At 65.5% G+C, this 13,476-nt stretch carries 9 protein-coding genes; 8 read left to right on the top strand and 1 reads right to left on the bottom strand.

The annotated features are described in order from the left end of the window. The first annotated feature begins 381 nt into the window (after window positions 1-381). From BN3788_RS16520 to BN3788_RS16490, 8 genes are all read left to right on the top strand, one after another. Complete coding sequence (locus BN3788_RS16520; RefSeq protein WP_066588527.1) at window positions 382-3,141, top strand: type I restriction endonuclease subunit R; 2,760 nt, start codon at window positions 382-384, stop codon at window positions 3,139-3,141. After that, window positions 3,138-4,472 carry a restriction endonuclease subunit S gene (locus BN3788_RS16515; protein WP_066588524.1) on the top strand — a complete coding sequence of 445 codons (1,335 nt, stop codon included), beginning with the start codon at window positions 3,138-3,140 and terminating at the stop codon, window positions 4,470-4,472. Before BN3788_RS16520 ends, BN3788_RS16515 begins: the two co-directional genes overlap by 4 nt. Further along, on the top strand, window positions 4,469-5,434 hold the full coding sequence (locus BN3788_RS16510; protein ID WP_066588521.1) for a restriction endonuclease: 966 nt from the start codon (window positions 4,469-4,471) through the stop codon (window positions 5,432-5,434). Before BN3788_RS16515 ends, BN3788_RS16510 begins: the two co-directional genes overlap by 4 nt. Before the next feature lie 40 nt (window positions 5,435-5,474). Beyond that, window positions 5,475-6,956, top strand: coding sequence for a type I restriction-modification system subunit M (locus BN3788_RS16505; RefSeq protein ID WP_066588518.1), 1,482 nt, complete (start codon window positions 5,475-5,477; stop codon window positions 6,954-6,956). A gap of 75 nt (window positions 6,957-7,031) precedes the next feature. Then, window positions 7,032-7,388, top strand: coding sequence for a hypothetical protein (locus tag BN3788_RS16500; protein WP_066588516.1), 357 nt, complete (start codon window positions 7,032-7,034; stop codon window positions 7,386-7,388). 328 nt (window positions 7,389-7,716) lie between these two features. Next, the gene (locus tag BN3788_RS19425; protein WP_147525159.1) at window positions 7,717-8,490 is read left to right on the top strand and encodes a hypothetical protein; all 774 of its coding nucleotides are present in this window, start codon (window positions 7,717-7,719) and stop codon (window positions 8,488-8,490) included. Window positions 8,491-8,751: 261 nt separating this feature from the next. Beyond that, window positions 8,752-9,075, top strand: coding sequence for a hypothetical protein (locus BN3788_RS19420; RefSeq protein WP_147525158.1), 324 nt, complete (start codon window positions 8,752-8,754; stop codon window positions 9,073-9,075). A gap of 650 nt (window positions 9,076-9,725) precedes the next feature. Continuing rightward, window positions 9,726-10,484: a hypothetical protein gene (locus tag BN3788_RS16490; protein WP_066588510.1), complete on the top strand. Its 759-nt coding sequence runs from the start codon at window positions 9,726-9,728 to the stop codon at window positions 10,482-10,484. A gap of 234 nt (window positions 10,485-10,718) precedes the next feature. Here the strand turns inward: BN3788_RS16490 and BN3788_RS16485 are convergent, their stop codons facing one another. Next, on the bottom strand, window positions 10,719-13,460 hold the full coding sequence (locus tag BN3788_RS16485; protein WP_066588508.1) for an ATP-dependent DNA helicase: 2,742 nt from the start codon (window positions 13,458-13,460) through the stop codon (window positions 10,719-10,721). Between the last annotated feature and the right edge of the window lie 16 nt (window positions 13,461-13,476).

The raw sequence follows: 13,476 nt of genomic DNA, 5'->3' as shown, positions 1-13,476 counted from the left end.
AGCCCCTGGACCCGCTCCGAAACTCCTCCATCCACGACGCCCACACGGCGATGAGGCAGTCGTCCGCGTCGACGGTATGCCGACGACACATGCCGCCCAATACAAGGGCCTGCTGCCTCTGACACCGCCCAACCCCGGAGCGGTGGCTGCAACGACCGGCCACCGCTCCGGGACGATGTCCCGAAAGTCCGTGGTTCCAGTCTGCGCTGCGGCGATTGCCAGCCGACGCCGCTGCGAGGCGGCTTCCTGCGGCCGGGACAACTACCCAGCTGGGCGGCCACGAGCGACAAGAAGCGAATCACCCGTTCGGTGCAGGACACACCACGGCCATCCGCCGCGAAGAAGAGTGGATGCCGTCGACCACCGCCCTACGCTGTGCCCATGCCCGCCGACGAAGCACGCCTCGCAGCGGAGCAGCGCGCCCGGTTCCTCATCGACGGCCAACTGGCGGCCGCAGGATGGCAGGTCCAGGACAAGGGCGCTTTGAACCTGTTCGCCGGCTCCGGAGTCGCCCTGCGCGAGGCTGCGATGGCTGCCGGGCATGGTCGGGCCGACTACCTGCTGTACGTCGACAAGCGCGTCGTCGGGGTGATCGAGGCTAAGCCGCAGGGCACCACGCTCTCTGGTGTCGAGTGGCAGTCCGCGATGTACGCGACGGGTCTGCCCGAGACTCACCTCCGGAGGGCGATCGTCGTCGATGGACGGTTGCCGTTCGTGTTCGAAGCCTCGGGCTCGGAGACCCACTTCACGAACGGCTACGACCCGGAGCCTCGCGCTCGACTCCTGTTCGCCTTTCCCAAGCCGAGCACGCTGGCACGGCTAGTTCGAGATGCCGAATCCACGCCTGAGTCCCCGACCTGGCGAGCCAAGGTCCGCCACCTACCCAACCTGGACGAGGCGCCCCTGCGGCCCGCGCAGATCGACGCCATCCACGGCGTCGAGCGGTCCTTGGTCGAGCAGCGGTACTCGCGCTCCCTGATCCAGATGGCCACCGGCGCCGGCAAGACCTACACAGCCGTGACCCAGTCCTACCGCCTGCTCAAGCACGGCGGGTTCGGACGCGTCCTGTTCCTGGTGGACCGCAACAACCTCGCCGACCAGACCCTCGCCGAGTTCCAGAACTACCGCACCCCCGACGACGGACGCCGGTTCACCGAGCTCTACACCGTCGACAAACTGTCCTCGGCCGGGATGCTCGCCTCATCGTCGGTGGTGATCTCCACCATCCAGCGCGTTCACCGCGCCCTGTCCGGCAAGGACGTCCCGGACAGCGACGACCAGGGCATCGACGACTTCGTGCCCGACGCGCCCGTCACCGTGCAGTACAGCCCCGACCTGCCGCCCGAGACCTTCGACCTAATCATTGTCGACGAGGCCCACCGATCCATCTACGGGGTCTGGCGCGGCGTTCTCCAGTACTTCGACGCGCACATCGTCGGTCTGACCGCCACCCCCGGCAAGCAGACCTTCGGGTTCTTCCACCAGAACCTGGTCTCGGAGTACACCTACCCGCAGTCGGTGGCCGACGGCGTGAACGTCGACTTCGACATCTACCGCATCTCGACCCAGGTCAGCACCGACGGCTCCACCATCGAGGCCGGCACCGTGGTCCCGAAAATCGACCGCCGCACCCGCGTCCAACGCCTCGAGGCGCTCGACGAGGACTTGGAGTACACCGCCACCCAGCTCGACCGCGCGGTAACGTCCCTCTCGCAGATCCGCCTGGTCCTGGAGACCTACCGCGACCGCATGCCCGAGATCTTCCCCGGCCGCAGCACCGTCCCGAAGACGCTGATCTTCTGTAAGGACGACGCACACGCCGAGCAGGTCGTCACCACCGTGCGCGAGGTCTTCGGCAAGGGCAACGACTTCGCCGCCAAGATCACCTACGCCGCCAAAGACCCCAAGGCCCACCTTCAGGCGTTCCGCACCTCCGCCTCCCTGCGCGTCGCGGTGACGGTGGACATGATCGCGACCGGCACGGACGTCAAGCCGCTGGAGTGCGTCTTCTTCATGCGCGACGTGCGCTCCGCTCAGTACTTCGAGCAGATGAAGGGCCGTGGCGCGCGCACCATCGCGCCCGCCGACTTCCAGGCCGTCACCCCGGACGCGACGACCAAGACGCGGTTCGTCATCGTCGACGCTGTCGGGGTCACCGAGCACGACTTCGTCGAACCGCCCCTCAACCGCGAGAAGGGCATCAGCCTCAAGCAGCTGCTCGACAAGGCCGCCAACCTGACCATCACCGAGTCCGAGGCAGCCACCCTAGGCTCCCGCCTGGCGGCTCTGGAGCTACAGCTCACCCCGGACGAGCGCGTCGAGTTGGACCACGTCGCCGGCCAGCCCTTACGGGACGTGGTGCGTGACCTCATCGACGCGGTCGACGCCGACCGCCACGCTGCGGCGATCGAAGCGGCGCCCGGCCGTACCCCCGCCGACATCATCGCCGACCTCGTCGAGACCGCGGTCGCGCCGCTCGCCGCGAACCCCGAGCTACGTGCCCGGATCCTCGAACTGCGCCAGACCCACGACCGCGTCATCGACGAAGTCACGAAGGACGTCCTGCTCGACGCCCACGGCGTCATCGACCCCGACCGTGCCCGCTCCATCGTCGAATCCTGGACCGCGTACCTGACCGAGCACCGCGACGAGATCACGGCCATCCAGATCCTCGGCGAAGCCAAGTCCCGCCGCGTCCCGTTCGAAGCAATCAAGGAGCTCGGCGACCGCATCGCCCGCCCCCCGCACAACTGGACCACCGACCTCATCTGGGCCGCCTACGAAGCGGTCGAGGTCGGGCGGGTTCGTCACACTGACCGCACCCGTCTCACGGACCTCGTGTCCCTCCTGCGCTTCACCCTCGGGACGGACTCCGAGCTCGTCCCGTACGCCGACCTCGTACGATCGCGGTACGAGGGCTGGCTCCTTCAGCAGACCCAGGCGGGGGCGACGTACACCACCGAGCAGCGATGGTGGCTCGACCGCATGGCCGACGTCATCGCCTCCTCCGCCGGCCTCACCGACGACGACCTCGACGCCGCACCCTTCACCGAACGCGGCGGCATCGACGGCATCATCCGCGACCTCGGCAACAGCGCCGGACGCCTAATCATCGAACTGAACGAGGAACTCACCGCGTGACCACGTTGCCCGCCGACTGGAGACTGCTGCGCCTCGACGAACTACTGGCCGCTCCGTTGGCCAACGGTCGTTCCGTCAAGGATCGCCCCGGTGGGTTCCCGGTCCTCCGCCTCACGGCCATTCGAGGATCACGTGTCGACCTCATGCAATCGAAGGCAGGCGATTGGACCGCGGAGGAGGCGCGACAGTACATCGTCAAGGACGGCGACCTGTTGGTCGTTCGTGGAAATGGGTCACTGCCTCTCGTCGGGAGGGCCGGAATCGTCGGGCCTGTCACGTCGCCGGTCGCTTACCCAGACACCCTGATTCGCGTGCGTACGAAGGAGGACGTAGTTTCCACGCAGTACTTGGCTCTTGCCTGGAAGTCACCCGCCCTGCGCTCCCAGATCGAGAACGCCGCCCGGACGACCGCTGGCATCTACAAGATCAACCAGCGCGATCTGAGTGCGCTCCGCATTCCAATTCCACCGCTCGACGAGCAGCGACGAATCGTCGATATCCTCGAAGACCACCTCTCCCGCCTCGACGCCGCCGACGCAACGATCGTGCGCTCATTGCGACGCCTCGATTTGCTCGATGAGCAGACCGTCGTACGGGAACTGCTCGATGTGGCTAACGAGGATGTTGGAACTGCGCTTGCACGCGTTGTGGCAGGCGACCTCCCGAAACTCGCCGAGGAGTGGGAATGGAGGCCCCTTGGCTCAGTCGCCGAGGTCGTGGGCGGGGTCACCAAGGATGCCAAAAGGCAAGGTGATCCTTCGTTTGTTGAGGTGCCCTATCTTCGCGTGGCCAACGTTCAGCGTGCGCGGCTCTCGCTTGAGTCGGTGACCACGATCCGCGTGAGCCAGCAAAAGGCCGCCCAATTGCGCCTCGAGCCTGGCGACGTCCTCATGAACGAGGGGGGAGACCGCGACAAGCTCGCTCGAGGGTGGATCTGGTCCGGCGAGATCGACGACTGCATCCACCAGAACCACGTCTTCCGCGCGCGCCCTAACCGTGATGTCGTCCACCCGGAGTGGCTCGCGTGGAGCGCGAACACATACGGCGCCCGATGGGCGCAGCGCCACGGCAAGCAAAGCGTGAACCTTGCGTCGATCAGCCTATCGACGATTCGCAAGATGCCAATCCCGCTCCCCAGCCTGGAAAGGCAGACAGCGGGGCTTGCGCGCATCGCCCACGTGCTCGACGGTGCGAAAGCCATGCGGGCCGCATTGAGGATTAATGTGCAACGCTCGTCGTCTCTGCGCCGCGCTCTACTCGTCGCTGCATTTTCCGGCCGACTCACCGGCCGCGAGTCAGACCTTGATCTCGCAGAGGAGCTCGTCGGATGACCGTGCCCGACTACGAGTCGTTCATGCGCCCGATGCTCGCGCTGCTTTCGGACGGACGAACCTGGGCTGTCCGCGACATCACGACGGCGCTGTGTGAGTACTTCGACCTGACTGAGGAGGACAAGGCGTTGCTCCTCCCAAGCGGGAAGGCTCGGCTGGTGAACAACCGCATCGGTTGGGCGAACACCTATCTCGCGCAGGCCGGCACGATCGAACGTCCCGCCCGTGCGACTGCCCGCATCACGAATGCTGGTCGCGCAGTCCTCGCAGCGAATCCTGAGCGGGTCGACAGGCGAGTTCTTGAGAGGTTTGACGCGTTCCAGGACTTTCTCAGCAGGTCCCGAGAAGAGCCGCAGGACGGGACGTTCGACGGGCCATCATCAACGCCACCCGAGAACGCTATGCCGGCCCCTTCGATCGGACGGGCGGTACGCGACGCGACTGACCCGCAGGAGTTGCTCGAGCGTGCCACAGCTGAGAACGCCGCGCTGGTTTCGGGTCAGCTTCTCGACCGACTGTTGACTGTCGATCCGGTCGCCTTCGAGCGACTGGTGTTGCAGGTGTTGACGGCCCTGGGCTATGGCGGCCGTTCTGGCGCGGTCGAGCAGACTGGCCGCACCGGCGATGGCGGCATCGACGGAATCATCCGGCAGGACCCTCTGGGCCTGGACCGGGTCTACATGCAAGCGAAGCGGTACGCGTTCGACAACGTCGTTGGACGTCCGGCGCTCCAAGCCTTCGTCGGCGCGCTGCACGGCCAGCAGGCCGACCGTGGCGTGTTCATCAGCACCAGTTCCTTCAGTCGCGAGGCGCTCGAGTACGTGCGCTACCTGCGCGAACGCATCATTCTGGTGGACGGCCGCCGTCTTGCGGACTTGATGGTGCTGAACAACGTTGGAGTGCAAGACGAGCAGACCTTCACGCTCAAGCGGCTCGACGAGGACTTCTTCGAGGCGCTCTAGGAGGCGTACGCCCAGCCCGGCGGCGGCCTACACTCGCGGCGTGTCTGATGCCCGTCGCCTGGTCGACAAGCTCTGGTCCTACTGCAACGTCCTGCGCGATGACGGCGTCGGCACCATCGAGTACACCGAGCAGCTCACGTACCTGCTGTTCCTCAAGATGGCCCACGAACGCGCGATCCGACCGATCAAGGCCGAACGGATTCTGCCCGAGGAGTACTCCTGGCAGCGGCTGCTCGACGCGGACGGCATCGAGCTCGAGGTCGAGTACACCCGCATCCTGATCGGCCTGGCCAAGGAGCCCGGCACGCTGGGCACGATCTTCCGCAAGGCCCAGAACCGCATCCAGGACCCGGCCAAGCTCAAGCGCCTGATCCACGACCTCATTGACGCCGAGCAGTGGTCCCAGACAGGCACCGACATCAAGGGCGACGCCTACGAGTCGCTGCTGGCTAAGGGCGCCGAGGACATCAAGTCGGGTGCGGGCCAGTACTTCACGCCGCGACCGATCATCTCGGCGATGGTCGACTGCGTGCAGCCAACCGTGCATGACTCCGTGGTCGACCCGGCGTGCGGCACCGCCGGGTTCCTTCTCGCAGCGCACGAGTTCGCGTCCCGGGACTCGGCCAACATGACCCCGCCGGAACGTGCCCACCTGCGCGACGACTTCGCCCACGGCGTCGAGCTCGTCGACGGGACCGCGCGACTGGCCGCGATGAACCTGCTCCTGCACGGCATCGGGCAGGCAGACGGCGACTCGCTGATCGAGGTCAAGGACGCCCTCATCGCCGACCCGGGTCGACGCTGGTCCGTGGTGCTGTCCAACCCCCCGTTCGGGCGCAAGTCCTCGCTGACCATGGTCGGAGCCGACGGGCGCGAGGCCCGCGAGGACCTGGAGATCGAGCGCCAGGACTTCGTCGTCACCACGAGCAACAAGCAGCTCAACTTCCTGCAGCACATCGCCACGATCCTCGACATCAACGGTCGCGCCGCCGTCGTCCTGCCGGACAACGTCCTGTTCGAGGGCGGCGCCGGCGAGACCCTGCGCCGTCGGCTCCTGCGCGACTTCGACCTCCACACCATGCTGCGACTACCCACGGGCATCTTTTACGCGCAGGGCGTTAAAGCAAACGTGCTGTTCTTCGACAAGAAGCCCGCCGCCGAGCAGCCGTGGACCGAGCGCCTGTGGGTGTACGACCTGCGCACTAACCAGCACTTCACGCTCAAGCAGAACCAGCTCACTCGCGCCCACCTCGACGAGTTCGTCGCCAGCTACGCCCCCGGCCAGCCGCGCTCAGAGCGGGTCGAGACCGAGCGCTTCCACTCCTTCGGCTACGACGAGCTCCTCACTCGCGACAAGGCGAACCTCGACATCACCTGGCTGCGCGACGAATCACTCGAGGACCTCGACAACCTCCCCGCGCCGGAGATCATCGCCCGCGAGATCGTCGAGGACCTCACTGCCGCCCTCGCGGAGTTCGAGGCTGTGGCCGCGGCCTTGGAGTCGGCGCGAGGCCTCCCCTGACGGCTCCTCTGCAACGCGAAAGATGGCCATGCTGGCCTCAATGTCAGAGCGCACGAAGCAAGCACCCTGAGGTCCATGACGACAAACAAGAAGAAGACCGCACTCCGACTCGACGAACGTGGCCTGTGGGCCGTCCGGAGCTCAAGCTCAACCGTCTGCTACCTCGATCTTGACTACATGCGGCTCCTGCGCGACCGCGGTCCTGATAGCTCCCCCATGCCGTACGACGGGCTGTGGGTACCCCTAGTCAGCGTCTCTTCCACGAACGGCGACGTGGGCGTCATCCGAGTCGGCGACCGTCACAAGTTCACGACTGACCCCGCGGGCGGCGCGCACGACTATCGGTTCTGGATCCCGCGCACGTGCACCGCAATCGAGCCGGTCGAAATCCACGAACTTCCAAGCGAGAACGCAACGCCCCCCTCGGCATGACCGGACGCGCAGAGCATCACGCCCAGCCCTGACCGTCCGTAGCACCTTGGGATAAGGCAACAGCCGATCCACGCCCACAGATGTCACGCATACCCGGTAGCGCTTCCAAGCCGAACTTCCACGTCTCGTCGAATCTCTCGACCCGGACCGCGAGTATCAGCCAAGAACTCAGGCCCGGGACCGTCTGAGTGCAGATCTCACCCAGGCACGAAAGTTGCCGATCCGCGATCCCCATCAGCAGCTCAATGCGTTCAACGCGATCACTATCAGTGTCCGTGTCCCTCGATAGAAAGGGCGCATGCAGAACCCCCTGGCCTGGCGCCCGCCCGTGAACCTTCCCGACGCCCAGATCCGCATAGCCGACGTCGCGGAGCCGCTCAGCACTCATGACTCCTGGCGCGCCACGCTCGGCGGCCACCTATATCTACTGGCCGGTACCGGCACCGAACCCAGTAGCCGCGACCGGGTCACCGGATACGCAGGCATCTCCGAGGCGCCAACATCTGGCCGGCCATGGGCATCCCTAACCCACTGGGTGCGCAACGCGGCAGCCCTGGACATCGACACCATCGCACTCGTGACACTGCGGTCCGAGCCCGACCCGGACGCTCTGCGCGTCATCGAGTGCGCAGTCATCCGACACCTCAACCGCACCACTTACATGCTCAACACCGTCACAGCCGCACCCACACCCAGCCGCGCACTCGGCGACTCCGCCGACACCTACGCCGCGTTCGGTCAACTACTCGCGATCGTCCTACGCCATCACGCCCTCCGCGGTCGGGCCAACCCACTTCTGAGCCCAGCCAGCACCCTGCGCGAGACAGCCATCCGCGTAGTCCTCGCCTCGAACTCCGCCCTCGACACGACCCAAGTACTAAGCCGCATCACCGCGCTCGGAGGCCCGGGGTACACCGGAAATTCCATCGGCGCGACAGTGCGACGCGACCTCACCCAACGCGAAGCCGGGCTCAACGCCGGACAGCCCCGCGTGCTCTCCACCCACCTGAAAGGCAGATGCCTCTACTACCCCAACCACGTCCCACGTCGGACAGCAGTCGCCCGCTACCTCGACGCCGCGTCCACACACGCGGCCTCCTGAGCACCGCAGCAGAAATTCGACGCCGCTGCCACTACCGCCCCACTCAGAGCGCACAGGCACCACGCTCGGCGAACGTCGGACCGCGGCGGGACGGCAACGATGCCGCCACGTGACCCCCCTCGAGAGAGGCTCCGCTCCCCCATGTCGCTCCGCTGCCTTGTGGCGGCGGGCGTCGCGTCCACGGTCCCCGGCGAGCCCACAAAGGGCTCCGCGTGAACCGATCCAACCCGGATCGGGCACGTCCAACCCAGGGAGCACGCAGTGAGCACTCTTGCCCCACCACTCCTGAGGCAGCACCGAACACGCCTCACCACCGCACAGCGCATCGTCAGCAAGCACGAAGAACTCGAAGCGCTCATCGAGAACCGCCGCAGCCACGGCCTGCCGACCGCCGAACTCTGGCAGGCGATGGTCCAGCTCGAAGATCGACTTCAGGTCGAGAACCCCCGCAGCTACAGCCACTGGCTTGCCATCTGGCTCACCCGCCGCCCCACGGCCTCACACACCCGTGGCAGCAGAAACGGCACCTGCCCGCTGTGCCAGGACGAACCCGAACCAACACAGGGGCAGATCGGCATCCGATGACCCACGCGACCGCGTGCCGTCACTGCCCACACGACCTCGACGGACACCGTCTACTACTCCTCGACATGTCCCGGATGCTCGGGATCATGCTCTGCACCACACCGCAGTGCCCCTGCGGCGCGACATGGAACGCCGCCACGGCGCCATCAAGCCCAGAGCAGGTCGCAGAGACCCGAGAGGCTGTCCGCAGCATCATCACCGCAGCTGGCATGCCACTGCCGCAATTCCTCCAGTAGCACGACCACGGCGGGTCCAGGGAATCCCTGGACCCGCCGACTCCGTCACGCCCCCACGACGCGGTGCATCGCGTGTAACCTACTCGTGCAGCAGCCACAACCTCGCGAGCCGTCTCGCTGGCCGCGAGCAGGATCCTCCCCGCGTCGCGCCAACCCAAAGCCAGACCAAAGAGGGCATCGAGTTCGTAGGTGCGTCGCCGCAGGTCAGGGGCCTCTCCGCCGCCGACATCGTCCCAGAACCCCCGGCCGCAACCGGTCAGATGAAGATCCGCCACAGGCCCTGCGCCCCGGGCAACTCCAGCCGCCGTGGGCGCAGGCCGCGCGCAACTTGCGTGCGGGAATTGACCGCGACGACGCCGGGCGGACCGTGCCTCCCAGCGCCACATACCCGACGTGGCCCGGCCGGAGGCACCCATGTCCCATGTCCAGAAGCCCATGCGCGTCACCCAACGCATCGACAACGACGGAGTGATCAAGGACCACTCCTGGGTCAGGGTCCATCAGCACAAGCTGTCCGCACTGGTCGGCATGTCAACCCTGCCGCCAGCGGCGATCGAACTCGTCCTCTACCAGATGACTTGCCTCAAGTTCGGGTCCGCTACCGTCGCGCCGTGGATCAACGCCACGGTCGCAGCCACGCTCAACCGCGACGCCGACACCATCTCCGCGTGCCTGACTGCGCTCCAGCGAGGTGACGTGGTCCGCAAGCGTCGGGTCCACGGCGCCGTGCACCTGGAGCTAGACCCTGAGCTCGCGTTCCGAGGAAGTAGTTCGCGACATCTCGCAACCCTGGAGCGCTCCGCGGGAACGCGCGCCGCCAGACCATGGATCAAGCTCTTCGTCCCCGCCATCGTCCAACTCATCGACACGCGCATGCCTGGCAGCCAGATGCGCGTGATGCTGCAACTCATCGCCCTGGTCGCGGCCGGCAGCAGCACCACTCCTCCACTCGGCCCGACCCAGGCCGCCGCGAACGCCATTCGCATGAGCAGGGCAGGTTGGGCAAGCGCGCTTCGGTCGCTGGAAGACGGCGGCTTCATCGCCCGCACTGGCTGCTCAAACACTTCCCAGATGACCGTGAATCCGCGCTACGCGTTCCATGGACGCGCCGACGAACGCCTAGAGGCACTCCATGCTTGGGATTCGCGACGTCGCTCGCGCATCGACGTCTAGGCAGGTCCGCTGACCGCAACGGCGACCGGCCCCTGACGTGACCAGAACCCCGTCAGGAGGGAGGTCCAACTCGACGAGAGCGGTGGACGGACTGCCGCAGCCCCAGCGCTGCGATCTGCGGCGCCTCCCCCGGTCCCGCACGACGTCGCCGGCCGTCTCCGCAGACGAACAACGCAACCCAGCGGCCCCCCACGCTCAAGGTGGCGGGGCTTGGTTGTCGAAGGATCCCGTTACCTACGCGGGGGGTCGTGCCCTGTGCCGCTTCGGCCGGCTAGCCAGAGGCGCCACCCCGCGGCGCACCTTCAGAAGGGCCTCGTCCTTGACGTTCTCCCGTACCGCGAGCCTGCTCAGGACTCGATGCTGCGTCTCGGGCGTCCAGAAGATGCCGAGCCGGCGGCGCGCTCGCGTGATCGCCGTGTAGAAGATGTTGTGCGAGATCCGCTCTTCGCTGGCATCCGTGATCACGACCTTCACCGAGTCGAACTCAAGACCTTGGGCCTTGTGAATCGACACGGCGTACGCGATCTGAAACGGCACCAGCGTGTTGCCCATGTCATCGTCGTCGTCGCTGCTCGCTCGTTCGAAGACATCAAACTGGACGACTGAGCCCCCAACCCAGCGAAGCTCGGTGCCGAACAAGTCGCCGGCGGTGAGGTCCCGGTACAGATCAACGTCGAACGTGAGTCGGCCCGGCGAACGGTCGAGGGCGACGATCGTGCCCTTCATGTTGTTGAAGATGACGGGTCGGAACCGGTCGGCATCGTTGAAGAGCACGGGGTCGCCAACCTTGTAGATCGACTCGCCCCAACTGAACGCCTGGCCAGGGTTACTGGCCTGCAGGAACCGGTTGACATTGTTAATGCCGTAGAGGCCGTCGTAGTTCAGGCAGAGTACGATCTCATCTTCGCTCTGACGCTCGAAGAGGCCCTCCCCCAGCACCATCGAGTAGCCGTTCTTCGAGAGCGACTCTTCGATGCGATCGTCGAGGCTCCGCACCCTGTCCCAGAGCGTCAGCAAAGCGTCGTCGTCGGTCCGAAATGGCTTCGTGAGCTCGAAGGTTGAGTCCTTCGGGATGTAGGAGCGGGCGAGACTGAACCAGTTGCCGAACTGGATCGACTCGATCTGGTAAACGTCGCCGACGAGCACGAGCAGGTCAAACGTGGTGCTATTGAGCACTTTCAGCAGGCTTGCGTTGTCCACAGTGCTGCACTCGTCGATTACGAGCACGTCGATCCTCGGGCCGAGGATGTCGCTCCTCTTGATATGACTCGCGATCGTGCTGAAGTCAGAGTTTGGTGCATTCACGCGCCGCTTCAGGTTGTCGACGGCCGGGTTCGTATGGGCGAGGAATAGTTTGCGCTCGTCAGAAAAGTAGTTGGCAATGTGGTTCACCATCGTCGACTTTCCGGTGCCGGCTGCGCCGACGACGAGAGCCACGTTCGATTGTGCGAACAGGGCCTTCAAGGCGTCCGCCTTCGAGACGTCGTCGACCATCCCCGCGTTCGCGTCCAACCAGGTCTGCACATCGTCGGCATGCCCATCGAGACCCTCGCCAACGGCGTCCTGCAAGCTCTCGATGATCGCGACGGTGTCGTCCTCGTAGCCGACGATGAAGACGTGCCCGTTAGCGTGTTCGAGTCTGCGAGGCGCGTGGCGGTCCGTCGGCGGGAGCAGCTGGTTATGGCGGGCGATCAGCTCGTCGACGTCACCGAGGTCGTCAAGTTCGGCTGTCGGCGTGTAGATCGCCCCGTGCTGCTCGACGTTGCTTCGGACGCGCCGCGCCAGCAGTTCGTGAGCACGCCCTGCGGTGTCAATACTGTCAACCAGGTCCCAGAAGCGCGGATTGTGTCCGCGCGGTGATGTGCAAAATGGCATTGTGTCGAACGGGCTGCTTGCAGATGTGAGGCGGAGCCCGGACAGCCACCTGTTCGGAGTGGGGTCGTACTGGGCCTTGATGACCTGATTACGCATCCGCAGCAGCAGGTACCGCAGCACCCGGGAGCCTGGCCGCTTCGCGCGGATGACCGTTCGAGCTTCGTCGAGCGCCGGAAAGATCTGCGCCGCTCCTTGTGTCTGACTTAGCACCCAGGTGCGGATCCCGGCATAGTCCTGATCCGACATGTCGACGAGGTCCAGGAGGCTCGAGTGAGTCTCCGTCAGATAGCGCATCAGATTTCGGTACTCGGTATGACTGGACTGGACTCGCGATGCTTGGCCGAAGAACCGAGCGAAGTTGTCGAACTCGCACGGCCGGATCGAGACTTCCCACGCCCTAATGATCAGAACTGGCATGGTCCGACCCAGGACAGCAATCGACTCACTCGACAGGTCCAGGTACGCGGCGTACTTGTCGGTCATGTCGATGTCGGTGAACGCGATCGTGCGGTCAAACTTGCTCGTCCAGTTGTGAGCGAGCGAGAAGGTGACCTCGTAGTAGATCCGGCCGCCGACAAAGAACGGCCGCGACGTGTGAACGTAGTAGCGCTCGCGACGAGGTGCCGCGGGCGTCGCACGGACAGCGTCAACGCGGGCGGCGATCTTCTCGTGGTATTCACGGAGCGACGGATCGAGATCGATCGGGAACTCGTCGATGTTCTCGAGGATCGCGATGCCGAGCTGTTTCAGTGCGAGATCGCGAGTGCGGAGCAGGAACTCAAAATACTTGAGCATTAACCGCTCAGACGGATCGCGATCCAGCGTGTAGTGCGACGCGCTGGCCTGGAGCAGGTTGTGGAACCTGCTCAGCAGCCGGAACTTCGCCGTCGCCCTGATCGCATCCAACGCAGGCCCAACCTGGTCGTAGCGGAACTCCGCGGCGCTGTCGTTAAGGTGCACCCAGACCGTGAGCCCTTCGACAAGGTTCCGGAGTTGGGCGAGCACGTTCTGAGAGAGGAAACCTCGGTCATCGACTGAGTTGGCGATGTTCTGGGAGATGACGCTGTCCGCGCCCCGAACCTGTTGCTCCACTGACGCCATCGCTCAACCTGTTCTA

It is taken from the genome of Cellulomonas timonensis, assembly GCF_900046455.1.
Taxonomy (GTDB): domain Bacteria; phylum Actinomycetota; class Actinomycetes; order Actinomycetales; family Cellulomonadaceae; genus Cellulomonas_A; species Cellulomonas_A timonensis.
Note: the sequence above shows the minus strand (reverse complement) of the source record. Positions and strands in the feature narration are given on the sequence as shown.

What these genes read in the sequence shown, in the direction of transcription:
- BN3788_RS16520 (WP_066588527.1), top strand. Translation starts at nt 382, where the DNA reads ATGCCCGCCGACGAAGCACGCCTCGCAGCGGAGCAGCGCGCCCGGTTC.
- BN3788_RS16510 (WP_066588521.1), top strand. Translation starts at nt 4,469, where the DNA reads ATGACCGTGCCCGACTACGAGTCGTTCATGCGCCCGATGCTCGCGCTG.
- BN3788_RS16500 (WP_066588516.1), top strand. Translation starts at nt 7,032, where the DNA reads ATGACGACAAACAAGAAGAAGACCGCACTCCGACTCGACGAACGTGGC.
- BN3788_RS16490 (WP_066588510.1), top strand. Translation starts at nt 9,726, where the DNA reads ATGTCCCATGTCCAGAAGCCCATGCGCGTCACCCAACGCATCGACAAC.
- BN3788_RS16485 (WP_066588508.1), bottom strand. Translation starts at nt 13,460, where the DNA reads ATGGCGTCAGTGGAGCAACAGGTTCGGGGCGCGGACAGCGTCATCTCC.